Annotated in this window: 23 protein-coding genes; 18 read left to right on the top strand and 5 right to left on the bottom strand. The window is 64.3% G+C overall.

Going from position 1 to position 25,815, the window contains the following annotated elements; genetic code table 11:
- Window positions 1-13: 13 nt before the first annotated feature.
- From dndB to J5X86_RS02840, 7 genes are all read left to right on the top strand, one after another.
- Window positions 14-1,171 carry a DNA sulfur modification protein DndB gene (gene dndB / locus J5X86_RS02870; protein WP_208515212.1) on the top strand — a complete coding sequence of 386 codons (1,158 nt, stop codon included), beginning with the start codon at window positions 14-16 and terminating at the stop codon, window positions 1,169-1,171.
- Window positions 1,168-2,715, top strand: coding sequence for a DNA phosphorothioation system sulfurtransferase DndC (gene dndC / locus J5X86_RS02865; RefSeq protein WP_208515211.1), 1,548 nt, complete (start codon window positions 1,168-1,170; stop codon window positions 2,713-2,715). The genes dndB and dndC overlap by 4 nt, the downstream gene beginning before the upstream one ends.
- The gene (gene dndD / locus J5X86_RS02860; protein WP_208515210.1) at window positions 2,702-4,693 is read left to right on the top strand and encodes a DNA sulfur modification protein DndD; all 1,992 of its coding nucleotides are present in this window, start codon (window positions 2,702-2,704) and stop codon (window positions 4,691-4,693) included. Before dndC ends, dndD begins: the two co-directional genes overlap by 14 nt.
- Window positions 4,683-5,060, top strand: a complete 378-nt coding sequence (dndE, locus tag J5X86_RS02855; protein WP_208515209.1) for a DNA sulfur modification protein DndE — start codon at window positions 4,683-4,685, stop codon at window positions 5,058-5,060. The genes dndD and dndE overlap by 11 nt, the downstream gene beginning before the upstream one ends.
- Before the next feature lie 351 nt (window positions 5,061-5,411).
- The gene (locus J5X86_RS02850; RefSeq protein WP_208515208.1) at window positions 5,412-5,882 is read left to right on the top strand and encodes a hypothetical protein; all 471 of its coding nucleotides are present in this window, start codon (window positions 5,412-5,414) and stop codon (window positions 5,880-5,882) included.
- A gap of 87 nt (window positions 5,883-5,969) precedes the next feature.
- Window positions 5,970-7,700, top strand: coding sequence for an ATP-binding protein (locus J5X86_RS02845; RefSeq protein WP_208515207.1), 1,731 nt, complete (start codon window positions 5,970-5,972; stop codon window positions 7,698-7,700).
- Window positions 7,701-7,884: 184 nt separating this feature from the next.
- The gene (locus J5X86_RS02840; protein WP_208515206.1) at window positions 7,885-10,134 is read left to right on the top strand and encodes a DNA sulfur modification protein DndB; all 2,250 of its coding nucleotides are present in this window, start codon (window positions 7,885-7,887) and stop codon (window positions 10,132-10,134) included.
- A 336-nt stretch (window positions 10,135-10,470) separates the two neighbouring features.
- Here the strand turns inward: J5X86_RS02840 and J5X86_RS02835 are convergent, their stop codons facing one another.
- Window positions 10,471-10,692 carry a hypothetical protein gene (locus tag J5X86_RS02835; protein WP_208515205.1) on the bottom strand — a complete coding sequence of 74 codons (222 nt, stop codon included), beginning with the start codon at window positions 10,690-10,692 and terminating at the stop codon, window positions 10,471-10,473.
- 204 nt (window positions 10,693-10,896) lie between these two features.
- Here J5X86_RS02835 and J5X86_RS02830 point away from each other — a divergent pair, with 204 nt between their 5' ends.
- Genes J5X86_RS02830 through J5X86_RS02810 form a run of 5 tightly spaced genes read left to right on the top strand, consistent with a single transcriptional unit; the run spans window position 10,897 to window position 16,136 of the window.
- Window positions 10,897-11,256: a hypothetical protein gene (locus tag J5X86_RS02830; RefSeq protein ID WP_208515204.1), complete on the top strand. Its 360-nt coding sequence runs from the start codon at window positions 10,897-10,899 to the stop codon at window positions 11,254-11,256.
- Window positions 11,256-13,409: a DEAD/DEAH box helicase family protein gene (locus J5X86_RS02825; protein WP_208515203.1), complete on the top strand. Its 2,154-nt coding sequence runs from the start codon at window positions 11,256-11,258 to the stop codon at window positions 13,407-13,409. Before J5X86_RS02830 ends, J5X86_RS02825 begins: the two co-directional genes overlap by 1 nt.
- Before the next feature lie 41 nt (window positions 13,410-13,450).
- The gene (locus J5X86_RS02820; protein ID WP_208515202.1) at window positions 13,451-13,615 is read left to right on the top strand and encodes a hypothetical protein; all 165 of its coding nucleotides are present in this window, start codon (window positions 13,451-13,453) and stop codon (window positions 13,613-13,615) included.
- Window positions 13,612-15,669 carry an AAA family ATPase gene (locus J5X86_RS02815; protein WP_208515201.1) on the top strand — a complete coding sequence of 686 codons (2,058 nt, stop codon included), beginning with the start codon at window positions 13,612-13,614 and terminating at the stop codon, window positions 15,667-15,669. The genes J5X86_RS02820 and J5X86_RS02815 overlap by 4 nt, the downstream gene beginning before the upstream one ends.
- Window positions 15,669-16,136 carry a DNA phosphorothioation-associated protein 4 gene (locus J5X86_RS02810; RefSeq protein ID WP_208515200.1) on the top strand — a complete coding sequence of 156 codons (468 nt, stop codon included), beginning with the start codon at window positions 15,669-15,671 and terminating at the stop codon, window positions 16,134-16,136. The genes J5X86_RS02815 and J5X86_RS02810 overlap by 1 nt, the downstream gene beginning before the upstream one ends.
- A gap of 119 nt (window positions 16,137-16,255) precedes the next feature.
- On the opposite strand, the gene J5X86_RS02805 is transcribed toward J5X86_RS02810, so the two are convergent.
- The gene (locus tag J5X86_RS02805) at window positions 16,256-17,101 is read right to left on the bottom strand and encodes a DUF317 domain-containing protein (RefSeq protein ID WP_208515199.1); all 846 of its coding nucleotides are present in this window, start codon (window positions 17,099-17,101) and stop codon (window positions 16,256-16,258) included.
- Between the two features lie 319 nt (window positions 17,102-17,420).
- Here J5X86_RS02805 and J5X86_RS02800 point away from each other — a divergent pair, with 319 nt between their 5' ends.
- Window positions 17,421-19,685, top strand: coding sequence for a restriction endonuclease (locus tag J5X86_RS02800; RefSeq protein WP_243979218.1), 2,265 nt, complete (start codon window positions 17,421-17,423; stop codon window positions 19,683-19,685).
- 655 nt (window positions 19,686-20,340) lie between these two features.
- On the opposite strand, the gene J5X86_RS02795 is transcribed toward J5X86_RS02800, so the two are convergent.
- Entirely contained in the window at window positions 20,341-20,745 is a 405-nt protein-coding gene (locus J5X86_RS02795; protein ID WP_078642275.1) for a MazG nucleotide pyrophosphohydrolase domain-containing protein, read from the bottom strand.
- A 221-nt stretch (window positions 20,746-20,966) separates the two neighbouring features.
- Here J5X86_RS02795 and J5X86_RS02790 point away from each other — a divergent pair, with 221 nt between their 5' ends.
- From J5X86_RS02790 to J5X86_RS02770, 5 genes are all read left to right on the top strand, one after another.
- A complete protein-coding gene (locus J5X86_RS02790; RefSeq protein ID WP_208515198.1) occupies window positions 20,967-21,389 on the top strand; it encodes a molybdopterin-binding protein in 423 nt (140 codons plus the stop codon).
- A 178-nt stretch (window positions 21,390-21,567) separates the two neighbouring features.
- On the top strand, window positions 21,568-22,143 hold the full coding sequence (locus J5X86_RS02785) for a TerD family protein (RefSeq protein ID WP_208515197.1): 576 nt from the start codon (window positions 21,568-21,570) through the stop codon (window positions 22,141-22,143).
- A 135-nt stretch (window positions 22,144-22,278) separates the two neighbouring features.
- Entirely contained in the window at window positions 22,279-23,073 is a 795-nt protein-coding gene (locus J5X86_RS02780) for a hypothetical protein (protein WP_208515196.1), read from the top strand.
- Window positions 23,070-23,660, top strand: coding sequence for a TerD family protein (locus J5X86_RS02775; protein ID WP_078642278.1), 591 nt, complete (start codon window positions 23,070-23,072; stop codon window positions 23,658-23,660). The genes J5X86_RS02780 and J5X86_RS02775 overlap by 4 nt, the downstream gene beginning before the upstream one ends.
- Window positions 23,661-23,771: 111 nt before the next feature.
- Window positions 23,772-24,200 (top strand): DUF1992 domain-containing protein, encoded by a 429-nt coding sequence (locus J5X86_RS02770; protein WP_208515195.1) that lies wholly within the window; start codon window positions 23,772-23,774, stop codon window positions 24,198-24,200.
- 94 nt (window positions 24,201-24,294) lie between these two features.
- Here J5X86_RS02770 and J5X86_RS02765 read toward each other — a convergent pair whose 3' ends face one another.
- Window positions 24,295-24,681: a VOC family protein gene (locus tag J5X86_RS02765; protein WP_093462954.1), complete on the bottom strand. Its 387-nt coding sequence runs from the start codon at window positions 24,679-24,681 to the stop codon at window positions 24,295-24,297.
- A 124-nt stretch (window positions 24,682-24,805) separates the two neighbouring features.
- Window positions 24,806-25,588 carry a VOC family protein gene (locus J5X86_RS02760; protein WP_208515194.1) on the bottom strand — a complete coding sequence of 261 codons (783 nt, stop codon included), beginning with the start codon at window positions 25,586-25,588 and terminating at the stop codon, window positions 24,806-24,808.
- Window positions 25,589-25,815 lie beyond the last annotated feature (227 nt).

The following is a 25,815-nucleotide window of genomic DNA, read 5'->3' as shown; positions in this document are numbered from 1 at the left end:
GTACGTTTCTTGGATGACGTACCGCTACGATACAGGCGTGGCTGAGGTGAGAGAGATAGATCGGGGAGAAGCGGCGACGTCGTCCGTCGACTTCGAGTACGCCTTCCCTGCCATCCGGGGGGTGCAAGCTGGACGCCAGTTCTTCGTGTCGATGTGCCCGCTCCGGCTCATCCCCAAGATCTTCCTCTTCGATGAGGACGAGATCGCCCCGGAGGTGAGGGCGCAGCGGGTGCTGAACAAGGGTCGATTGCCTGCGTTGACTCAGTACATCCTGGACAATCCGGATGATTACGTCTTCAGTGCATTGACCGCTTCCATCGACGGCGACATCCGCTTCGAGAGCACCGCCGGGACTGGCGTGGGCACGCGGGTGGGCCAGATCCGGATCCCGATGGCGGCACGCTTCTTGATCAATGACGGTCAGCATCGTCGCGCGGCGATCGAGCTGGCTCTCAAGGAGAACCCCGACCTTGGCGACGAGAGCATCGCGGTGGTCTTCTTCCACGACACCGGGCTCGCCCGCTCCCAGCAGATGTTCGCCGACCTGAACCGCCACGCGGTCCGTCCTTCCCGCTCCATCGGCGTTCTCTATGACCAGCGCGATGCCGTCGCCGAGATCACCAGGCTCCTAGCGATGAAGTCGACCGTGTTCAGGCAGCACGTCGAGATGGAGAAGAGCACGCTTTCAGCGCGCTCCCGCAAACTGTTCACGCTGAGCGCCCTACATTCGGGCAACCAGGCGCTCCTGCAGGGGCTTTCATTGGAGAAGCCGCGGGCTGGGCAGCTTGCCCAAGCTTTCTGGGAGAAGGTCGACTCCCTCCTTCCCGAGTGGGGGATGGTCCGCAGCCGAGCGCTCACAGCTCCTGATGTGCGCAGGGACTACATCCACAGTCACGGCATTGCACTCCACGCACTCGGTCGCATCGGGAACACCCTGATGCGGGAGTCGGTTGACGCCGCCGTGTGGGGAAGCCGGCTGGATCGCCTGACGACAGTGGACTGGTCGCGCTCCAACTGCAACTGGGAAGGCCGCGCGATCATCGGCGGCAAGGTCTCCAAGAGTCACGCCCAGCTGGCACTCACCGTGAACTACCTGCGCCAAGCACTTGGGCTCGCGCTGAGCCCGGAGGAGCAGAGCGCCGAAGACGCCTACCAGCGAGGAATCTCATGAGCACCCCCACACGACGAGCCAAGCCGTTCGAGGGCACCAGCCTCAAAGCGGTGATCGCCGAGCTGACTGCGGAGGTACGCGAACTCTACGTCGCCGACGAGGTCCCCTGGGTCGTCGGCTACAGCGGGGGCAAGGACTCCACGGCAGTCCTCCAGCTTGTGTGGCTGGCGCTTAAGGATCTGCCGGTCGAGCAGCGTACGAAGACGGTGTACGTCATCAGCACCGACACGCTGGTCGAGAACCCCATCGTGGCGTCCTGGGTCAGCCAGTCACTGGAGACGATGCGTCAGGCCGCGGCGGAGCAGCAACTGCCGATCGAGCCGAATCGTCTCACGCCTGCGGTCAAGGACACCTTCTGGGTCAATCTGATCGGACGCGGCTACCCGGCTCCGCGGCCGAAATTCAGGTGGTGCACCGAGAGGATGAAGATCAAGCCGTCGAACTCTTTCATCCGCCGTGTGGTTCGCCGACACGGTGAGGCAATCATGGTTCTCGGGATTCGCAAGCAGGAGAGCCAGATTCGTGCCCGCGCCATGGCCAAGCATGAGAAGCGCCGGGTGCGCGACCGTCTCTCGCCGAACGGCAATCTGCCGAACAGCCTCGTTTACAGCCCTATTGAGGACTGGTCCAACGATGAGGTATGGACCTTCCTGATGCAACGGGAAAACCCCTGGGGTTACTCCAACAAAGACCTGATGACCATCTACCAGGGCGCCACGGCGGATGCCGAGTGCCCGTTGGTCGTCGACACCAGCACTCCCTCGTGCGGGGACAGCCGATTCGGCTGCTGGACCTGCACCCTGGTCGACCAGGACAAGTCGATGGCGGCCATGATCAGTAACGACGGTGAGAACAAGCGCTGGATGGAACCGCTCCTTGAACTGCGCAACAAGCTGGACGTCGCCGACAACGAAGAGGACCGCGACTTCCGGAAGATGAACGGCACCATCCAGTTGATGACCTATGTCGACAAGGACGACAAGCAGAAGAAGCAGAAGGTCGTCCACGGTCCTTACACCCAGGCAGCTCGGGAGAAGTGGCTGCGTGAACTCCTCCGCGCCCAAGCCGAGGTGCGCGAGGAGGGGCCGGACGAGGTGCGTTATATCGAGCTGATCACGATGGAAGAGCTGCATGAGATCCGTCGGCTGTGGGTCTTCGAGAAGCATGAGGTAGAGGACCTTGTGCCTCGGATCTACAAGGAGGAGACCGGAGAGGATTTCCCGGGTGCTCCCCTGGACGAGCAGCTGGCACTCGGTGCGGACGAGATGGAACTGTTGCGTGAGGCCAGCGATGGTGACGAAATCGCCTTCGCTACTGCCCGGGAGCTCCTGTCGGTGGAGCGTAAATTCCGCACCAGGGCACGGCGTTCCGGGCTCTACGATGAGTTGGAGAAAACCATTAAGCGCGGCTTTTTCGAGGACAAGGAAGACGCCTACGCGTATGCCTTGAAGAAGAAGCAGTTGGGTGGGCAACGTGTGGTGCCTAGGCAGACGACGACCGACGACGTGATCGGCGCAGAGGGTACGACGCATGCTTCTTCGTAAAATCACCCTGAAGGATTTCGGCGCCTACCGAGGCACCCAGACCCTCGACCTGCACACTCGCCCCGGCAAGCCAATCGTGCTGATTGGTGGACTCAACGGCTGCGGCAAGACCACTCTGCTTGACGCTCTTCAGCTGGTCCTGTACGGGCAGCGGGCGCGCTGCAGCGCGCGCGGGAACCGCTCCTACGAGACCTACCTTCGTGAGTGCATCAACCGCGCGGCCAACGCGGAGGAAGGCGCCTCACTCATGCTGGACTTCTCGATCACCGTGGACGGGAAAGAACGCGTTTACAGTCTCAGCCGAAACTGGTCTGTCAGCGGCAAGAGCCTTCGCGAGCACGTCACCGTGTTCGTCGACGGCAGGTGGGACCAGGTAGTCAGCGCCAGCTGGGCTGACCATGTCGAAGACCTCCTCCCGCTGGAGATCGGCTCTCTCTTCTTTTTCGACGGAGAGAAGATCGAATCCCTGGCTGATCCGGAACGCGCGTCCGCCGTGATCCAGTCCGCAGTGCAGTCTTTGCTCGGGGTCAGCACAGTGCAGCAGCTCCGGACCGATCTGCAGGTCCTCCAGCGTCGCAAGCGACTCAGCGAAGAAGACCAGGCCGCCATAGAGCAGATTAGACAGCTCGAAGCCCACTGCCAAGACGCCAAAGAGGCCGTTCGGGGAGCCCACGATCAGAAGGGCGAGCTGCGCGTCGAACTCGACAAACGCCTGAAGGACCTAAAGAAGGCCGAGGAAGCCTTTGCTCGAGACGGCGGCGCTCTCTTCGAGCGGCGGGAATCCTTGTGGCAGCGCCGCAAGGACGCAGCTAAACACCTGGCCAGCACGCAGGAGAGCCTGATCAGCGTGGCGGCAGGGGCGCTTCCGCTCCAGCTCCTGGGCGAGCAACTTGCAGCAGTGCGCAAGCAGGCGACCATCGAGCAGCAGGCAGCCGAGGCAGCACAGGTCCTGGACACCCTGGCCAGCCGCGACCAGGAGATCCTGAACCGTTTCGGCACGCTCCTGTCTTCCACGGGCCTCAAGGCATTTCAGGAGTATCTGACCACTGACCGTCAGCAGCGCGAGCTGACCAGCACAGCAGAGCGGATCCTCGATCTCAACCTCGACGGCTACACGCAGCTCGCCGGACTGGAGCAGATCCTGCGTACCGAGCAGCAGCGTGCCCGCGAACTCCTTGACCTGGCATCCGAACAGGCAGAGGAAGTAGACGCCCTGGACCGGCAGCTAGAGGGAGTCCCGAGCGAAGAACGGATCGCGACGCGGCAGACAGAGCAGGCGGAGGCACTGCAGGCTGTCCATCGCGCTGAAGCCGCGTTCGCCAATGCCGTCGAAGCCTACGAAGCAGCCAAAAGGCGGCGAGCGGCAGCACACGACGAGCTGGAGGCAGCACACGAGCAGCAGGCGGTTAAGAAGTTCGAGGCTGAAGAAAACCAGCGGATCCATGACCACTGCGAGCGTCAGCGTGCTCTGTTCGAGCGCTTCGGGGACGCCCTTCTGAAGCGGCACATCAGCCGCTTGGAGGTCGCGGTGCTGGAGAGTTTCACGCGGCTGATGCGTAAGAGCGGCCTTGTGCGCAACCTGCGTATCGACACCGAGCGGTTCCAACTCACCCTCACGGACGAGAACGGCGACGCCGTGGACCCTGGCCGCCTGAGCGCCGGAGAGCGGCAACTGCTCGCGGTCTCGCTCGTCTGGGGCCTCGCTCGCGTAGCCGGCAACTGGCTACCTAGCGTCATCGACACCCCGCTCGGCCGCTTGGACAGCCGTCACCGAGAACATCTCGTCGACCGCTACTTCCCGCATGCAGGAGACCAGGTCCTGCTGCTCTCGACCGACGAGGAGATCGACGAGCGGCTGTACCACCGGCTCCAGCCTTCCGTCGCGCACACCTACACCCTCGTTCACGACGACACCACGTTTGCCACCACCGTCGAACCCGGCTACTGGTGGAACTCTGGAGCAGAACATGTCGCTTGACACCATCCGCCTCTCCCAGCCTGCACGGGACCAGTTGGTGTGGCTCAAGCGCACGACCGGCATCAAGAACTGGAACGTGCTGTGCCGCTGGGCCCTGGCAATGTCCCTGCGCGACCCCTCCACCCCCCTGGTCAAGAAGATCAACACTGACTCCAATGTTGAGATGGACTGGGCCACCTTCGCCGGCACCTACGCCGACGTATACCTCGCCCTGCTTAAACAGCGGTGTGCAGCGGACGGCGAGCCCCTCACCGACAAGTCGATCAGCCGCACCCTCACCATCCATCTTCACCGCGGCATCGGCCACCTCGCCGGGAATCAGGACATTCAGACGATCCGTCAACTTGTCACTACCGCAAGCGAGTAGCGCGTCATTTGCCTTTACTCAGGGCCGGGACCACGAAGCTACGGTCCCGGCCCTGAGTGCCGACAGAGCTTGCTGTACGCCCCCGCGCCTGAACCGAGACGCGTGTCCACGAGCCCAAGTCCCCTCAGCCTCAAGGGAACCAACAAACCGTCAGGAACACTGCAACAACTTCGGCTCTCACCCGATCTAAGAGGGTGAGGGAGCAGTACGCCGCCGACAGCCAACGAGTTTTACTCGCCGCACCACGCTTGTCAGTGGCTCCCTCTACGCTCAACACCACAACGTTCGCCCTCCTTCCGGAACGCGAGCCACCGCATGGGGCCCGCAATCACACCACGGAGCGCACAACACATGTTCAGCGACGTCATCAAGGCTGCCGTCACCACGTTGCAGCTAAGCGCGATATATACCCAGGACACCTACGACCTGGAACGCCACGAGCGCGCCCTCGACGAACTTCTGCGCGATCACGAAGACACTTCCGGCTCCGCCCAGCGGCGCATCCGCTCAGCCAAGGGCCACGCCTACGAGGTGCTCGAGCGCCGTAAGGTGATCGCCCCCTGCGATTCGGTGCACACCGTCCTTCGCGAGCCCAGCTACACCGAACACGGCTTCTACAAAGCCGAGTGGTTGGACTGGATCCGTACCGAGCCGATGTTCAACCTGATCGACCGGACCATCCTGCGCTCCCTGGCGGTGGGGGAGGACGCCGAGACCCTCGCCGCGCGGCATAACCTCCCGCTGCCGCGGATGCGCCAGCGAATCAGCCGGGCCCGCCGCGTCGCCCGCCAGGCCCGCGCAAACCTGGATCTGGCCCAGTAGGCCCTCGCCGGTAGGGGGCGGGCGGTACACCCGCCCGCCCCCTCGCAAACTCGCTGATCTTCAAGTGCGCCCGGAAGGACGGCCACTATGAGCACCACCCCCCTGTTCCTCTCTGCCGAGGATTCCCGCGCCAGCCTGATCCAGGTCGACAAGGCGTTGGAGTCCATGCGCGACGCTGGCTACGAGCTGACTGCTGCCGCTGGCGAACCACTGGACAACTCCATCGAAGCCAATGCCACGATTCTCCGCGTGATGCCGGCATACAGCGATGATCGCAAGGCCATCGACGAGATCCTTTTCGCCGACAACGGAATTGGGATCGACCCAGCGATCCTGCACCACGTCCTGTCCATGGGATACAGCACCCGCTATGGGCAGCGCAGAAGCCTTGGCCGTTTCGGCGTGGGACTCAAACTCGCTGCTCTTAACATGGGCGAGCGTCTCGACGTATATACAAAGAGGGTTGGCGACGACCGCATCTACCATACCTATATTGATCTTCATGAGATCAAAAATGGAAAGCAGCAATTCATCACCAGTAGTGTCGTGGAAGACTGGCCCGTCAACGGCCGAATGCTGATGCTTGACAAGAAGGGAGAACCTTTCCCTTCCGGAACGCTCGTTGTCTTCGGCAAGATCGATCGCCTCAAGACTGGTAAGACCTACGACACTTCACTGCAAGCCAAGATCAGCGATCTGCGAAAGTTCATTGCCCGCGCCTACCGAAAATTCATTGACGCCGGGCGCGTCTTTGAACTCGAAGGCCGGCCAATCGCCCTGCATGACCCCCTCTTCCTCATGGACAACCCTCGCGTCATCAACAAGTACAAGCCGCTTGACGTGCGTGGCGTCCTTATTCAGGAAGGGGATTTGGAAGTGGATGGGCGCAAGGTCCACGTTACCGTTACGTTGGTGCCGAAGGAGTTCCGCCCCCAGCGGGGGGAAGGTGGTGCCCGGGATGTGAACGGGCGTGAAATCAGCGAATTCTATATCAACGACGAGAATGCAGGAAGGATCAGCATCCTGCGCAATGGCCGGGAGATCTATTACGATGTGGTCCCAAGAATGCTGCCCGGCGGGCGTACCGATAAAGTCAATCGGTACATTGGAATCGAGGTCGGCTTTCCTGCTGAACTGGACGAGTTCTTCCAGGTGCGGCACGTCAAGCGCGGCGCCGAACCAGTTGGCAAGCTGAGGGAGGAACTGCGTAAGTGGCTTGAGCGCCCAATCAAGCAGGCACGCAAGGAGATCAGGGCCTACTGGGACCAGGCGGATTTCGGTAGGCGGCAGGTCGAGATCGGGCATGCTGACAGTATGAAGATCGCGGCGGATGTGGAAGCGCGATTCCCGGCGGTGGTGACAGACCGGAATCTTGCCCCGGAGAATGAGCGGGAAATCATCAGGCAGGCGATCGCTGATCTTCAACTGGATCCGACCAATCCGGAAGACAAGCCCCGGATTGATCAAATCCTCATGCAATTTGATTCGAAGCCCGTCATCCTACTAGACGGCCAGTGGTTCGGGAAGGAACTGATGGAGGTTCGCCACCTTAACGCCAAGTCGGTCGCTGTCCTCAATCATCGGCACCCCTTCTTTCGAGACGTCTACACCCCCATCAAGCAGATTGCCGACAATGGGGCTGCTGATCTGACAAGGGACGCTGTAGTGGACCTCGCTCGGCATGCAGAGGCAGCGATCGATCTTCTGCTGATGGCATTCGTCCGCGCCGAAGCATCGCAGCCTGACCCGGACGCCTTCGATAGCCTGCGCAGTTACTGGGGGATGTTTACGCAGGAATACTTGAAGGAGCGCAACTGATCCCTTATAAAGTATCTGGTGATGTGCACCAACAGACAGCATTACGGGGGTACTGGATCGCGGCGTTCCCCTTCAGTTATTCGAGCAACAATGGGGCAGAGTCAAGATGTGCGGAATATGTCTGGCCCGTCTGAACTAATCCTGTCGGTAGGCCAATAAAATCTCAGAAGGCAGTAGGGAAAAGATGTTCGGATCAGGCGCCACACTCACGTTCCGCGACTACGTGCAGGGCACATGGGGCAGCTTTGCCACCCCCGCCGGCCGAGTGGACTACATCATGACCAAGGCGCGGCTAGGCGAAGACTCCCATGCCCCCGAGCGCCAGCTCACGAAGAACCTCGCACCGGTGCGTGAGCTGATGCGGGCCGAAGACATGGACTTCAACCAGCTCCTCCAGCGGGACTTGGACGACCACCGTGTCGCGGAGGACATGATTCCCTACTTGCTCAAGCCGCAGCCTGCAGGCCGCCTGGCCTTCTTCCCGCCGATCGTCGCCGTGCTTCTGCCATTCCGTAATCACCAGCCATCCAAGTTCCCGGCGCTGGGCGAGCCGACCGTGGAGGAGGACGCTGGTGCGCGGTGGCAGCAGGAACGCGCTGGCACCTCATTCCAGGTGCAGCGAGTACTTGGCGCAGATGATCGGTTGGATTCCGCGAACTTCGGCAAGTTGTGGTGGAACAAGACTGAATCCCAGCTCGTCGTGCTCGACGGACAGCATCGAGCCATGGCCCTCCTTGCCGTGGAGCGCACGATGACTAACAGCTGGCAGCAGTCGGCTGGCGGTGCCCGCTTCCGCTCTTTCTACGAGAACAAGGTCAACCAGCTGGTGAAGGAGCTGCGGCAGGCAGGCGCGGACCCGAGTACGTTCCTGGGCGGTATCGAAGTTCCCGTCGCGGTCTGCTGGTTCCCTGACCAAACCGGGGAACAAAATGAACCGCACGAGGCCGCACGTAAACTCTTCGTAGACGTAAATAAGGAGGCGCGCCCCCCCTCCGAATCGCGGATTATCCTCCTTTCTGACGCCGAATTGGCGAACGTACTTGCACGAAGGATGCTGAGCGAACTACGCACGGACATGCACGACTCATATCTACCTCTGTGCGCGGTTGAGTATGACAACCCTGAGGAGAACACCACTCGCTCAGCCCGCTGGTCGGTGCTGACCAATATTCACCTGCTGAAGTTCGGTGTCGACCGTTGCATCTTCGGCCCCGGCAAATACCTCAAAGACGTCACGTTGAAGTTTGGTGGCCGACCCAGCGAGACGGGTCGTGACGAGTTCATGAGGAAGCAGCTGGACCTAGCAAGCCTCTTCCCTGATTACATCGAAGACGGCGGCTTTACCTACCAGCCGAATGAGATCGGGAATCGGAGCTTCCCGCTCGGCCAAAAGGACGCCATCAGCGACCGTTTTGCTGAGACGTGGGGGAAGGCATTCCTTACGCTGCTGTCGAAGACCGCTCCGTATGCCGCCCACTCCAGGGCCCTGATCCGCCTGAAAGAAGGATGGCATAAAGACGATGCCACCGGACTGGTCCTTGCACACGATGCATTGTTTAGCGGCGTTGGCGTCTACTGGACGCTGCGTGATAGCCATGCGCACTTCCAGGACCAGAAACAAAAGGGTGGTAAGGCCCAGAAGACCGACGTAATTCTGTCCTGGGAGGCGCTTGAGGCCCGAAGGGAGACCTTCGAGGAGTACCGGATCCGTGAATATCTCGACTCCGGGCGCCCGATTTTTCACAAGCAAGTGAAAGCCGCCTACGTAGTCTTTAACACCCACGCCTGCCAGCTCGGTCTCATCATGACCCTCGGATCGTTGTGGGAGCTGCGTAAGGATATGTCAGGTGTAACAGAACTCAAGGACCTACCGGCCTTCACTGACGCTCTCGTTGCTGGCTGGAACTCCTTCTTTGCTCAAGAGAACGGCAAGGCCAAGGACCGCAGGCTTGCCTTCAACAAGGACGAGATCAACAATCCCATCAACCAGATCTCGAACATGGACACACCACAGGCGGTCTACTTCCGGTACTTCTGGCTGCAGGCACTACTCACGCCGGCGGCCAGGGAGCACATCACTCCGTGGCTCACGGACATGGCCGCGCTCGAGCGCATGGTTAGCGAAGCCCGCGGCCTGTACCTCAAGTTGTGTACGGGGCAGCAACTGAAAGCACTGAGGCTTCGCAGCCCCGGGCGCAAAGACCCCAAGCTACTCCCGCAGGCTGAGAAGAACGCGAGTACCTACCTCAAGCGTGCCTTGCGCGACTGGTTCTATGTCCCGGAGGAGGCATACGAGCAATGGTTTGCTGAGCGCGGCACCGCATCGGTCAACACGGTTGAGAGCTCCGAAGACGAACTCGACTCTGCGGCGGCTGACCTTTTGGAAGAACCCGAGGACGACGCCCTGCTCTCAAGTCAGGACGACATGGACTGACGATTGAGAGGCTGGGCTGGTGCGTTTCTGTCCCGGAGTTGCACCAGCCCAAACCTGGCCCTACCTCCGACAGCGCATAGCTCATCAGGACGAGGCGTCACAATGACTACACAGCCGAAGCTCCCTGCCCCAAACCACAGCCGGGCAGCTGAGCTCGCCACCGATGCAGTGGACTTGGATGCTGCGCTGATGCAGTTGGCCGCCTACGCGACGGCGCAAGGGGGCAGGCATGCGACCCTCGGCGCCCTCCTGGTACGGGCAGATCAGCTTCCGCCGGCGTTACGCGATCTTGTCTCCCGCGTCATGCAGGCAATACCTACTAGCGGCGGATGGGCCCTAGCAGACGGAACCTCCTCGGCTGCGCCCGGGAAAGCTCTGGAGGACCGAGTAGTCGCCGTGTTGGGGGACGCCTCCGTTCCGCTCACCGACGCTCAGATCCTGCAACGTCTCCCAGAGGCGGGCGACCTCAAAGCCGTCCGCAGCGTCCTGTTCGCCGACGATCGGATCGTCATGGCGGACACCGGGGGCTGGGTGCTCGCCGATGAGGAAGGTGGCCAAGAGCTCCAGCTCTTTGATCTACCCACTCCGGAAGCCGCTCCGTCTCCACCGCGACAACGACATCGTCGCTCCCTCAAGGAACGTACACAGCTGTGCCTTCGCGAAGCGAGCCATCCTTTGTCCCTCCAGGCACTCGCCGAGCGCATGGGAGATGACGTCAACGAAGGGTCCCTGAGACACCTACTGCCCACGGACGCTTCCTTCATGCGCAGCGACATCAACGAGTGGGCACTGACGCACTGGGGTCTGCGCCGCTACACCTCAGTGAGGGAACTCGTTGCGGAAGAGCTCGACGATGCAGGAGGAAGCATTGCCCTTGAGGACTTGGAGCACAACCTCACCCGAACATTCACGATCAAGCTGTCCACCCTGCGTCAAGTCGCCTCCACATCTCCGTACATCACCAGCGGCGGCATCGTGCGCCGACTCCTCGGCGGGCAGTCCACCGCCCAGCATGAGGCAGACCTGACGACGCCTTACGGTCACTCCGAGAACGAGGCAACTGCTACGCCAGGGACCGGCCCGTCGGCGGAGGAACTGATTGATCTGATGGGACTGTTGTGATGGCCACACGCCGTGCCCTGCGGGCGACCAACCTGGACAGCGACTACCGTAGCGACCGGTCCGACCTCGTGGAGGGCTTCTACGTCCCCGCCCTGGCGGCGTCTACCCACTACGACCGCGCGGTCGGCTATTTCAGCGCCTCGGTCCTGGCAGTCCTAGGCCACGGGCTGGACGACTTCGCCACCCGAGGCGGGCAGCTTCGCGTGGTCGCCTCCCCTCAGCTCAACCAGGAGGACGTGGCCCAGATCCAAGCCGGGTACGCGCGGCGCGCCGTGTTGGAGCGAGCCGCTCTGCGCGACCTCGAAGAGGCATGCCAAGATCCCCGGGCTGCGCGCGGCCTCGGAAAACTCGGCTTGCTCGTCGCCGATGGGCGCCTGGACATAAAACTCGCCTACATCTGCGCCGACAACCGCATCGGCATGTACCACGAAAAGATCGGGGTATTCCGCGACGAATACGACATGGTTGCATTCAAGGGCAGCGCCAACGAGACCTTGCCCGGCCTCGTAGGTAACTTCGAATCCATTGAGGTCTTCCGCAGCTGGCATCCCGCGGACAGCGAGCGAGCTGTCCGTATCAACCAGGACTTCGAGGAACTATGGGCTGACCGGACCCCCCTGCTACGCGTCTTCGCCTTCACTGACGTCGCGCGGCCGCTCATCGAAGAGTGCGCACGACGGACCGGAACCACGGATGTACCTCAGGTGCCGCCCATAGACGGCACCGTGATCACGCTGCCACGCCCCGACACCGACGGGATGTTGACTATCCCGGCGGATCTGCAAGTGCGTGACTACCAGAAGCAGGCCGTACAACGCTGGTTCGCTCATGGCTTCCGCGGGATCCTGCGCATGGCGACCGGGACGGGCAAGACCCTCACTTCCCTGTCAGCGGCGGCTCAGCTGGCGAAGCGGATCAAACAGGAGGCTGATCTACCGCTGCTGACCGTGATCGTGGTCCCCTACCAGCACCTGGTGGACCAGTGGGCGCAAGATGTGGAACGGTTCGGCATCATAGCCATCCGCGCTTACGAGTCCACGGACTCGTGGTACCGAAGAGCGTCCTACCTGCTGGACGCTCTCGCACTCGGTACTGCGCGTGGCGGTGTGATCGTGACCACCAACGCAACGTTCGGCAGGGATGTCCTGCAACCGCTGCTCGCACGGCATCGCGGTCACCTGATGCTCATCGGTGACGAGGTTCACAACCTGGGCGCCCGCCAGCTCCGCGGCCACCTGCCGGATTCCGTGACCTATCGCCTGGGGCTGTCGGCGACGCCTGAACGCTGGTTCGACGACGTCGGCTCCGCCGCGCTGCAGGAGTACTTCGGCGACGTAGTCTTCGAAATGGGCATCGGCGACGCCATCAAGGGCGGCGCGCTATGCCGCTACACCTACACCCCAGTGCTCGTCGAACTCGACGCAGAGGAATCTGAGCTGTACGGCCAGGTCACTGAGAAGATCGCCAGGGCGCTCGCCATGCAGCAGTTCACTGATGACGCCGAGGACGAGAGCCCCCTCGGGAGGCTACTGCGCAAGCGCGCCAATATCCTGGGACACGCACGGGCCAAACTCCCAGCGCTGCGCCGTGAGATCAGCAAGCGCGATCATGACTGGTTTCAGCTGCTCTATTGCGCTGAAGGCCGGCATCCCCTTGCCGACGGCATCAACGGTGATCTGGACGAGCCTACTCAGCTCGATCAAGCGCTGCATATGGTCGGTCAGGAGCTGCGCATGCCCGCCGCGAAATACGTCTCCGAGACGTCCCGCGAGCAGCGCCGCGAGATCCTGCGGCGCTTCAGCACGGGAGAGGACCTCCAGGTCCTCCTCTCGATGCGATGCCTGGATGAAGGCGTGGACGTGCCAGCAGCACGCACCGCTTACCTCGTAGCAAGTTCCTCCAACCCACGCCAGTTCATCCAACGGCGCGGCCGGGTGCTACGCCGCGCTCCGGGCAAAGACTTCGCAGACATCATCGACTTCATCGTCGTCCCTCCGGAAGGCGCCGAGGATCTGCATCGGGAGACCGAACGCCGGATGGTTGCTCGTGAGTTGAGCCGGGTCGCGGAGTTCGCGCGACTCGCGGAGAACGAGGCTGCCACGCTGGACATCCTGCGTCCGCTGCGCCAGCGCTACGGGCTGTTGGAGATCTAATGATTGACACGAGCCGACGAACGAGCGAGCAAGGAGGGGCGATGAACGCTCAGGAGACCGCCAAGGAGATCTTGAACAGCCTGTCACCGGAAGCCCGGGAACTGGCGAAACGCGTACTGGAGCTGGAGCGCGAGTACCTGCACGTGCAGAACCCGACCAGGCTCACCGACCGGATCATCGACGCGGCCAAGGAGCTCGCCAAGTGAAGCTGCTCAAGCTGACCGTCGACAACTTCCGTGTCTTCCAGGGGCGGCACGTCCTGAAGCTCGACGTCACCGAGGACAAACCCGCTGTTTTGATCTTCGGTATGAATGGCGCTGGGAAGACCACGCTGCTCAACGCGTTCACCTGGGCGCTCTACGGGACCTTCACTAACGATGTGGAACACCAGGAGCGGGTCATCAACGACCGTGTATGGCAGGAAGCCTCCTTCGGTACCCCGGTGCATGCCGCAGTGAAGCTGGAGTTTGAGCACGAAGGTGCGCTCTTCGCGGTCCTCCGCGAGGTCCGAGCAACCAAGGACACCGAGGCACAGAGCCTGCCCGCGCCGCAGCTGGTGGTGACCGAGACTCGCCGCGGCGAGAGCGATACGGTGACCAACGGTCAGGATCGCATCGAGAAGATCCTCCCGGAGGGTCTGCGCCGGTTCTTCTTCTTCAACGGTGAGCGTATGGAGCGAATGTTCACCGGGGACGGCAGCGGGGAGGTCCAGAGCGCGATCAAGACGCTCATGGGTTTGGAGATGATCGAACGCGCGATTGGCGATCACCTTCCCTCGGCGTCCCGCAAACTCACAACTGTTGCCAAGAAGCTCGGCGGCGGGCGTCTGCAGGCCCTCGCCGAAGCGCAGGAAGAGCTTGAACGTCAGAAAGCGACAGCCCGAGAGCGGCTGCTGAAGCTGTCCGCCGATATCTCCAGCTATCAGTCCGAAGTCGAGGCCACCAATAAAGCGCTGCTCGACAACCGCGAAGCTGCCCCGCTCCAGAGGCGCAGGGCAAGGCTGGCCAAGGACCGGGAGCAAGAGAGGCTCCGCTGCCTGGAGCTCCAGGAACGCCAGCGAACGGCACTGGCTGAGCGCGGGTTCATCGCCTTCACTGCCGGCATCGACCAGACCGTGATAGATCTCGCGGAGGGCATGCGCAGACGACAGGAACTCCCCGCGGGCATCCAGCGCGACTACATCAACGGGCTACTAGATGACGGCTACTGCATGTGCGGTGCAGCGGTGCCCCCCGGCTCGCCAGCGCATGCTGCGCTCACCGAGCGTTTGGACAACGCAGGGCTGGCCGACGTCCAGGCGCGCTGGATGAACCTCCGCGGCAACGCGGCACGGCTCATCGACACCCGCAATGCACTCCTGGGTGAACTGCGAGGCATCAGCACTGACCTCCAGACTGCCGGCGCCAAGATCGACGAAATCGACGCCGAAGAGAGCGACATCGCCCGCCAACTGAAGGGCGTGGATGTCATCGACGTCCAAAAGCTGGAGGACAGGCGTACGGAATTCGATGAGAAGCGCATCGAGGCACTCGGCGCCCACCGCGACGCTGAAAAAGACATCGAACGCCTGGAGGAGGACCTTACGCGCTCACGCCGCCAGATCCGCGCCGCCAAGGTCGAAGATGACGAAGCCCGCCGCCTCCAGCGGCAGATGGCGCTCGTGGACGAGGTCCTAGAGGCGTTCCGCCGGATCCTCGAAGTACGCACCGCGGAAGTACGCCAAGAGCTCGACACGAAGGTCAAGAACGTCTTCTCACGGATCTGCATCAAGCCGTTCACGCCGCAACTGACCCCTGGGTTCGAGCTGAAGCTACACGCGAACGCCGCAGGCCCCGCCGCGATCCGCAGCACCGGCGAGAACCAGATCCTGGGCTTGTCCTTCGTCGGCGCCGTCTCCGAAATGGCCAAGGAGATCCACGAACGCAAGCAGAAGACGGACGGAGGAAGCCTTGACGCAGGCGGGGTCTACCCCGTCGTCATGGACGCTCCCTTCGGCAACCTCGATATCGAATACCAGGACCAGGTCGCCGAGTCCCTGCCTCAGCTCACCTCACAGATCGTGACACTGCTGTCGCAGTCCCAAGCGCGCGGTCAAGTTCTGCAGCACCTGCAGTCAGCCGCATCCCGTATATACGTCCTGCGGTCAGTCACCTCTAAGGAAGACGCCAAGGAGCAAACCATCACGATCAACAACCGCGCGGTGCCCTACGTCACCCGAGGCGACTTCGAGCACACCATCCTGGAAGAGGTGACCGTCTGATGGCCGAAGAGCGCTTCCGGCGCCCGGCTGATCACGAAGAGCTCTTGGCCGCCCTGGCGGGTAAGAGCGGCCCCTTCTCGGCCATGTACGAAGCGATCATGTTCGCCGCCGCGCTCGGCAAGAGCAAAGGCCGGCGGGAACCCTTCGAGAAGTCGGGAGAAGCCATCAACCTCTCCCGAGTGGAGAACCGGTCGTTCGGAGACGTGCTCCTCGATCTGCTTGCCGCCGCCGAAAAGCCGGAGGAGGCCAAGATCCTTGCAGACAACCGGCTCAAGGAACGCGTTCAGATTTTCGAGGAGTACGCGAACGGGGGCCTGAACTACATTCAAGGCGAGCTCAACGCGAGTGGCGGACGGGACCTAACGGCCGTGCTCAGCGCCCTCGTCATGGAGGCTCTCACTGCCCCACCTGACGACGAACGCGACGTAACCACCGAGATCCTCTCCACCGGAGAACTCGACTGGTAAGTCACCCGTACCCTGCCTCGGCAGGGTCACAGCGTTGCTGCCGCACACGACCTTCTTGACGACTCCCGGTGGGTGGGGGGGGAAGACACGCCCGTATCTTCCCCCCCACCGAGCCCTTGTCAGCTCTGCGACCGCCGAGGCTTGCGCCGCCCCCCGGCCTCCCCCCGCTGCGCCTCCGGGGCGTCATCGGAGAAACTGGGACTAACGATCAGGCGCTCCCGCAATTCGGGGACGAGTTCACGCTCGTCGCGAAAGACCGGTCGCACGCCCCCCAACCGCCGAGTGACAGCAGCGACAAGGTGATCCGGAACCTCTGCGGAGAAGGCAGTCCCCCAGCCCACCCCTGGCAGGCCAGCACCCAGGTCCCAGCCCTCTCGGCGGTTGACACCCGGGTCTGCGTCATCGTCTGCTTTGGGGTCAAACCATCGTGCGCGGGCAAGGCCATCTGGCGAAACATACCGAATCCCCAGTTCGGTGGCCTCGCCCTCGCCGATGTCCTCCGGACCCCTATACGAGTGAGTCCTCTGCCAGTCCGCCTGGACGAGCGGGGCGATCACGAGATCGAGGTCGCGGTCATCCAGCAAAGCGTCTCGTCCGCCTCCGGCGAGGTCGTACGTGAGAGCTTCGGCGAACGCGGCAACGATCTCACTCGGAGTGCCATGCGAGAACCCTGCCGTCCATGCAAAGGGGTGGAGGGGGGCAACGGCGACACCCACGACCCACAGCGAGTTGTAGACGGGGTGCGTGGGCAGATAGCCGATCCGCGCGCGCCGGCACGGGCTGTCCAGCACCACGTTCGCGACACCGGTGGAGCTTACCGACCACCCGAAATCGTCGCGGAGCGGATAGACGACACGGGCAGCACCGCTGCGGTCCTCACCCGCCAGATAGACAGGGGAGACCTTGAGCGCCTTGGCCTGATCGATGGCCCGTACGGCAGCGGCGCCGCGGGAATCGCTCGTCATATTGTTCCCTTCCAGATGCAGGACGGCCGTTCGCAGGTGAGGCGAAACGTCCGGAAGCGGAGGCAGCAAGGGACCGGGGGCGCGCTCCCCTTATGAATGAGGATCACCTTGCTGACCTGGTGTTTTACCGGCACCTGTACGTTGACATGCCCTCGAGCGATGTCTCCAGTCGCGGGCGTCTGCTGTGAGCGATGTTGCGGGTGACTCGCTGCCGCGCACGTAGTCGTGCCTAATAGGGGCAGCTGCGTTCCTTGGCCTTCTACCGTGTCGGTGCAGGGAGCATGGAGGCCGGTAGCGACACTCACGGGGCGAACACGACATGGGTTCTTTCGAGTTGGGGCGGTTGACGGACCATGACTTCGAGGTGGTCTGCCGTGATCTGTTCAGCGATGTCCTCGGTATACCGCTGGAAATCTTTCCGCGCGGCCGGGACCGTGGCATCGACCTGCGGCACACCGGCCCCGCCGGGACGACCATCGTGCAGTGCAAGCACTGGCCCCGCGGAACCCAGAAGACGCTGATCGGACGCCTGATCAAGGATGAATTGCCCAAGGTCCGCGCGCTGGCACCCGACCGCTATATCGTCGCCACGACGGTCGGCCTGACCGTCAACGGCAAGGAACAGCTCCGCGACGCCTTCGCCCCGTACGTGCACGAAACCGGCGACCTGTACGGCCTGGACGAGATCGTCGCCGAGCTGGTGCACCGCCCGGAACTGGTCCGACGGCACTTCCGGCTCTGGCTAAGCAGCACCACAGTCCTACAGACCGTACTGAATCAGGACCGGTACCTGCGCTCGTCGTGGCTTCAGAGGCAACTGCAGGGCGTCGCCGACACGTTCGTCCCGCACGAGGGTTTCAAACGGGCCAAGCAGCTTCTGGACGCCCAGCAGGTCTGTGTCATCGCCGGCCTCCCCGGGGTCGGCAAGACTACGGTGGCGTTGATGCTCGCAGCCTGGCTGATAGGCAACGGCTACGAGGTCTACGAGGTCTCCCAGGACGTCGATGAGATCGGCGCTCTGTGGCGCGACGGCACCCGGCAGATGTTCCTCTACGACGACTTCCTAGGGCGCACGACCCTGGATGCGCCTTTGAACAAGAACGAGGACAACCGCCTGCTGTCTGTATTCCGGGAGATCCAGGAGACGCCCGGCAAGGCGCTGGTGATGACGACCCGCGACTACCTGCTGGAGCACGCCCGCCTCCGACACGACCGGCTGGCGTCGCCGGACGTGTCGGACGCGATCAGTGTGATCCGGCTGACCGACCTGGATCTGCAAGTGCGAGGCCAGATCCTCTACAACCACGTTCACCGCTCCCCTCTGACGCCGGACGACAAGCGCCGGTTCGCCGACCCGGAGATTTGGCATCCGGTGGTCAGGCACAGGAACTTCAACCCGCGTCTGGTCGAGGAAACCCTCCGGCTGTCTGCGCGCCGGAGCCAGGACGTCGCCACGGCGATGTTGGAGAATCTGGACGACCCGCGCCGCGTCTGGGACCGCATCGTGGAGAACGAGCTAACGGACGAGGCAGTCCACATGCTGGAGGTACTGTTCACCTTCAGGTCCGTCAGCCTGGAGGATCTCGAGGAGTCCTGGCGCCGGTACCGCATGGAGATGGACCAGGCGGTGGGCGGCCGGACCTTCCGCAAGGCTATTCAGGTGCTCGACGGCACAATGGTCTCGGACGAGCGAGGGCAGGTGGCGTTCCATAACCCGTCGATCGAGGACTACGTCCGCTTCCATCTCGGCGCCGGTCGCGCCCACCTGCCGGAACTGCTCAAAGCGCTCATCCACGGGAATCAGGTGTACCGGCTCGTTGCTGCCGCCCGTATGGCCGACGGAGCGGGCATCCTGGCACGGCTGCGGGAGTATGAGCCGACCGTGGCCCCTATCGTCCAGGCAATGGGGGATGACGTCGAAACTGGACTGTCGGACGAGGATGAAAGCGAGTCGAGCCATCTGCAGTGGGTACTAGAGACGGCCAACTTGCTGAACTCCACGACGCTGGCCGCGTATGTGATGCAAGAGACACGTCCCCCCTTCACCTTCTACGAACACTTCTCCCACTTGGAGAGCCTGGCCCACTCGCTCGAAGCCAGCCCATTGGTGCCGCAGGAGTACGCCGAACAATTCTGGGAGAAGGTGGCTGACGCCATCTACTGCGAGCTGCTGGAGAACCTCGAGACCGGCGACTGGTACCGATCCATCGCGCTGTATGGCTGGCTACGCGGGACCCCGTCCGGAGCGTCGCGTGCACTGGTGACCGAGGGCATGATCCGGAACGCCCTGGAGGAACTGCGCCGACTCGCCGCGGAGCCAGAGCGCGAACCGCGTATCGAGAACCTGGAACCGTTGGAGGAGCTGGTGGACTTCCTCGTGGAGCAGGGAGCCGAGGACGAACTACCGGAAGAGTTCGCCATCCTGTACGGCAGAGTTGAGCGCCTGTCCGCAGCCCAGGAAGCGGAGCGGAACAAGCGCCTCGAGAAGCACCGGATCCAGCAGGATCCACCCGGGCGCGTCGACGCCGCACACGACCACGCGCTGGTCACCGAGCTGATGCGCAAGCTCGACGACACACGCTGACTACTTTCGGCCGGCATACAACGAATCGGCACAGGTGAAAACGATCCGGCGCCGACTCACGTTGGCGGAGCGTGAGGACTCGGTGCCCCTTGGCGGATCTGCTGGGAGCCATATGGGAGCCAACCCGCTCCTCAAGCCCCTTCAAGACCACCCGAGACCACCTCAACCCGATGCCCTGACCAGGCAAAACAGCAAACCGACCGGTGTCGACCACACCCGAACCTCATTCGGGACGAAGAGGTCGTGGGTTCAAATCCCGCCACCCCGACTGAAGGAACACCAGGTCAGGGGCCCAATCCGCGAAAGCGGGTCGGGCCCCTGATGCGTTCCGGGGGCCACCTTGGGAGCCATGAGTTGGCGCGCAGTACCTGGTCGCGGCCTGCGCACACCGCGGCGCCGATCGGTCGGCCCCATATCGCCCCCGCCTAGGCGGATCAGCACTCGTAGGGCGTACAGCCACGGGGCATGAACTAGCGATCAGTCAACTCGTGGCTGCTGCACCAAAGATGGCGTCGGGGCGGTGCGTCCTGGACAGCTCTCGGTCAGGCGCGGCACGGCTTCCGCGTTGTCTTCCGCATACCGCTCGGGTGCCACCCGGTGTGCGCCCTCCGCCCACTGCAGGATCTCTGCGGCCGCCCCGTACGGCGATGTGTTGCTATGCGGACGCGTCGGTCCAGCCCTGGCGGCGTAGGACAGCCGGGATGTCGGGGGCCTGGTAGTGGGCGCCCTTGAGGACCTTGCCGTCGGCGCGCAGGGTGGGGCGGCCGTCGGGGCCGAGTTTGGTCATATTGGCCCGGTGGATCTCGGCGATCACCTCGTCGAGGTCGATGCCGTGGACCAGGGCGGTGCCGTAGGCGACGTAGACGACGTCGGCCAGTTCATGGGCCAGGTGGTCGACGGTGCCGTGGGCGCTCGCCTCGGCTACTTCGGCGCACTCCTCGGCCAGTAGGTCTTGGCGGTGGGCGGCGAGTTCCGGTGAGACCTCGGTGGGGGTCGTACGGGCGTCGAGGCCGAAGGCCAGGTGGAATTCACGGACGAGGTCGGCGGGAGAGGGGCGCATCCGTCCGATCGTACGTGGGGGTGGGCGGCCGGGTGCGCCTGGGCGGCCGGTGCGGGGGTGGGCGGTCGGGCGTCGTAGGGGCAGGGTGGTCGTGGTGGCGGCGTGCGTGGTGGCGGCGTGCGTGGTGGGGAAGCGTCGTGCGTCGGCGCGCGGATCCTTGGGCGGGTGCCTAGGGTGAGGCGTATCAGGCCGTTGACCTCCGCCTCCGGGGTGGTGCACCCATGAGTCTCAGCATCCGCAATCAGCTCCCCGCCACCGTCGTGTCCGTGACCCCGGGCGAGGCCATGGCCACGGTCCAGGGACGGCTGTCCGGGGGTCAGATGGTGACGGCCGCCGTGACCATGAGCGCCGTGAAGGAGCTCGGCATCGGGGAGGGATCGGAGGTGACGGCGCTGGCCAAGGCCACTGAGGTGGCTCTGGCCACCGGGGAGGTCTCGGGGCTGAGCATCCGCAATCGCTTCCCGGGCACCGTCACCCGCCTCACCCTCGGGGCCGCCATGGCCACCGTTGTCATCGCCATCGGCGGTGACCAGGAGCTCACAGCCGCCATCACTCAGGACGCCGCGGTGGAGCTGGGGCTCACCGAGGGCAGCCGCGTCACCGCGCTGATCAAGTCGACCGAGGTGTCGCTCGCCACCGCGTAGGCCGATGCGTCGGTGCTGGTCGGTGGTGGTCGGTGGTGGTCGGTCGATGGGCCGGTTGCCTGACGTCCCCTCCTCGGTCCCGGTCCGCCAGATCGCGCCAACCTCTGCGCCCCCACACCGTCTACTTCTACAGTGCTGTAGATTTTAACTCCGGTCCACCGAGCACCTGGAGGAGAACGTGGGAGTTTCCCTGTCCAAAGGCGGCAACGTCTCGCTGAGCAAGGAGGCGCCGGGCCTGAGCGCGGTCGTCGTCGGCCTGGGCTGGGACGTGCGGACGACGACGGGCGCCGCCTACGACCTCGACGCGAGCGCCCTGCTGTGCGACGAGGCCGGGAAGGTCGCGTCCGACCGGCACTTCGTCTTCTACAACAACCTCACCAGCCCCGACGGCTCCGTGGAGCACACCGGCGACAATCTGACCGGTGAGGGCGAGGGCGACGACGAGGCCATCAAGGTCAATCTGGCCGCCGTGCCGGCCGAGATCGTCAGGATCGTCTTCCCGGTCTCCATCCACGCCGCGGACGGCCGCGACCAGAACTTCGGCCAGGTCCGCAATGCCTTCATCAGGGTGGTCAACCAGGCCGACAACGCCGAACTCGCCCGCTACGACCTGAGCGAGGACGCCGCGACCGAGACGGCGATGGTCTTCGGCGAGCTCTACCGCAATGGCGCGGAGTGGAAGTTCCGCGCGGTCGGCCAGGGGTCCGCCTCGGGGCTGGGGGGCAGCGCCGCCGACTTCGGCGTCAATCTCTGACGCCCTCCCCCGCGGCCGTCGGGCCCGCCCTTCCCTCCTGAGGCGGGCCCGACGGCCGGTTCGCCCAGCTAGGTGGCTCGCCCCGCCAGATGGCTCGCGCAGCTCACACGGTTCGGACACATCGAGGAAGCGGACATGACCGCCCCACCCGGGTTACAGGCCGAGGACAGGCCCGACTTCGAGCGGGCGCTCCACCAGGCACTGCGTACGGCGGAGATCCGTGAGGCCCTGCGGCGCAAGGGGGCCACCGGGGACGCGGACGTCCAACGGCTGCGCTCCCAGGCGCTGGTGGAGAGCGAGGCGATCGCGACGGCCGCCGCGCCCGAATACGCCGCGTACCTCCGGCAACGCACCGCCGCGGCGATGAGCCCGTCCACCGCGCCCGTTACGCCTGCCCTTTCTGCCTCGGCTGCCCCGTCTCCTGTGGGCGTCCCCTCGTCTCCTCCTGTGGGCGTCCCCTCGTCTCCTGTGGGCGTCCCCTCCCCCACGGCAGGCGTCCGTGGGCTGCTGCCGGCGCTCGCCGTCCTCGCACCGGCTCTGGCCGGTGTCTCGGCCGCGGCCTTTCTGCTCCTCGGCGGACTGCTGAAGCTCTTTCACTCTCAACGCGAGCTGGCCGAGGCACTGTTGACCGCCGGGCTGACCAGCGCGACGATCGCGGCGGTCACTCTGGCGGCGGGAGTGGCCTGCCTGCTCGCCACCGCCGTACGCCACCGCACCTCGGCCCCCGACCAGCACCCGCGCTCCCAACGGCATCCGTACACGCACCCGCCCCACGTCGGGCGCCGGGATGACGCGGCCGTGGCCACGGCCCGCGACGCCTGGCTGAGGGCCCTTCTTCACCGCGGCATCCTGCCGTTTCTGCGCGACCGGCTGAAGATGTCGCAAAAACCGTCTCGGACCAATCAGAAGAGCGGGAAAGGAAGCACATGACCGTAAATCTGGCCAAGGGCCAGCGGATCAACCTGAGCAAGTCCGACGGGGGCGAGCTCAGCGCGGTGCGCATGGGCCTGGGCTGGCAGGCCGCGCCGCGCAAGGGGCTACTCGCCCGGTTGACCGCCAAGGAGATCGACCTGGACGCCTCGGCCGTGCTCTTCGCCGGGCGGGAAGCCGTCGACGTCGTGTTCTTCCAGCATCTGACGAGCGACGACGGATCCGTACGGCACACCGGCGACAACCTCGTCGGTGGCACCGGTCAGGGCGGCGACGATGAATCGATCCTGATCGATCTGCAGCGCGTTCCGGCCCATGTCGATCAGATCCTGTTCACGGTGAACTCCTTCACCGGGCAGACCTTCGCCGAGGTGCAGAACGCCTTCTGCCGTCTGATCGACGAGACCAACGGACAGGAGCTGGCCCGCTACACCCTGAGCGGCGGCGGCCCCTACACGGCCCAGATCATGGCCAAGGTGCACCGCGAGGGCGGGACGGGCGGGGCCTGGCAGATGTCGGCGATCGGCGCGCCCGCCACCGGCCGGACGTTCCAGGATCTGCTGCCGGTCCTCTCCTCCCACCTCTGACCTGACAAGTCCTCCCACCTCTGACCTGACAAGCAAGGTCCTCCCCGCATCTGACAAGCGGGCTGAAACGGCCTGTGGCGCGTTTCGTGCCGTCCGAGGGAGAATCTCAGGGTGACCGAGCGAAAGCCACCGGGCATCAGCTTCGAGACATGGGCCGACCGACAGATCCGCGAGGCGGAGGAACGCGGCGCGTTCGCGAACCTCCCGGGAAAGGGAAAACCTCTCCCGAACCTCGACAAGCCCTACGACGATCTGTGGTGGGTCAAGGAGAAGATGGCCCGCGAGAATCTGTCATTCCTGCCGCCAACACTCGTGCTGCGCAAAGAGGCGGAGGACGCGCTCGCCGCCGTGGAGAAGGCGCCCTCGGAACGGGTGGTGCGGGAGATCCTCTCGGAGGTCAATGACAAGATCCGGGAGGCGATCCGGCGGCCCCCGCCCGGCCCGCCGCTCCATCTCACGCCCTTCGACATCGACGAGGTCGTCCGGGAGTGGCAAGAGCGCCGGGACCGGATGGAACACGACGAGGATCAGCCCGGCTGACCGCGACGAAGGCGGGCCGGGGCGCGTGCGCCCCGGCCCGCTCGTGGTTCAGGGTCTGCCCAGTTCAGGGCCCATGTTCCAGGGCCGCCCCGGGCTACTCCTCGTTGCCGTACGGGCGAGTGATGATCTCCATGCCATGACCGGCCGGGTCCATGAAGTACAGCCCGCGCCCGCCGTGGTGGTGGTTGATCTCGCCCGGCTGCTTCAGATGGGGATCGGCGTAGTACGTGACCCCCTGCTGCCGGATCCGCTCGAAAGCCGCGTCGAACTCCTCGTCCGAGATGAGGAACGCGTAATGCTGCATGACGATCGACTCACCGGGAATGGTGGCGAAGTCCAGGGTGACGCCGTTACTCGTCTCCAGCGGAACGAACGGGCCCCACTCTTCGCCCACCTCGAGGCCAAGGATGTTCGCCAGGAATTCTGCGGATTCGCGGTTGTCCAGAGAATGGACGATCGTGTGATTCAACTCGACAGACACTGTGGAATGCCTCCGTAAGGCAATCTCACGGGCACCTCCATGCCTCACCCAGCCGGTGACCGACACGCGATGCCGTATCTCCGATCGTAGGCGGCACCACCTCCGACCGTCGAGGCCCGGTTCCTCAGCCGTACGCCACGGAGGCGGAATCCCCGTCGGCGGGTTCTTTCCTGACCGCCGCCACGTTGAAGATCCCGCCCTCCGGGTCGCGCAGCGCCGCGACGCGCCCATAGGGGGTGTCGGCCGGCAGGGAGAGGATGCCGCCGCCGAGCTCCGCGGCGCGTTCGGCGACCTCGTCGACGTCCTTCACGCAGAAGTAGACCCGCCAGCGGGGCCGGACGTTCGGGTCCGGGGCCGCCTCGATGGCGCCGCCGCGCAGCCCCGCGACCGCCTTACCGTCGATATGAAGGACCACCCGGTCATGTTCGAAGCGGACGTCGCAGCGCCCGCGCTCCTGGCTGTCCCAGCCGAAAACCTGCCCATAGAAGAGCGCCGCCTCGAAGGCGTCGCGGGTGCGCAGCTCCAGCCATACGGGCGCGCCCGGTCTGCGCTCGCCCCACCAGGCGGAGGTCAGATCGCCCTCCCAGATGCCGAAGTTGGCCCCGTCCGGGTCGGCCGCCCAGGCCACCCGGCCGCTGCCGAACTCCAGCGGCCCGACCGCGACCGTGCCACCGCGCTCCTGGACGCGCGAGGCCACCTCGTCCGCGCTGTCCGCCGCGAAGTACGTGGTCCAGGTGACCGGGAGGGTCACCCCCGCCGACGGGGACGAGGCGCCGATGCCGACGGTCGGTACGCCGCCCTCGGTGTACGCGATGGTGTAACGGCCGTGCCCCTGCCGGGTGGGACGGAAGCCCCAGCCGAAGAGCTCTCCGTAGAAGGTGTGCGCGCGGTCCAGATCCGCTGCCATGAGACTCACCCAGCACGGTGCGCCCTGGACAGCACGGAACCTCTCCCGCAAGGCCGCTCACCTCACTCATGTCCCTGGGGGCGCCACAGGCGTCCCGCAGGCAGCCGTCATCGCTCGCGCTTCCTGCCCGATATCTCCACTTTCCTCCGATTTCGCGGTCGGCGCCACCTTGATGCCCACCGGCGCGCCCACCCGAGCAGGGAGCACCTGCGCTGTGGCGCATCACA

It is taken from the genome of Streptomyces sp. NEAU-YJ-81, assembly GCF_017592595.1.
Lineage (GTDB): Bacteria > Actinomycetota > Actinomycetes > Streptomycetales > Streptomycetaceae > Streptomyces > Streptomyces hygroscopicus_B.
The sequence above is the reverse complement of the archived record's forward strand: the minus strand, read 5'-3'. Positions and strand labels throughout refer to the sequence as shown.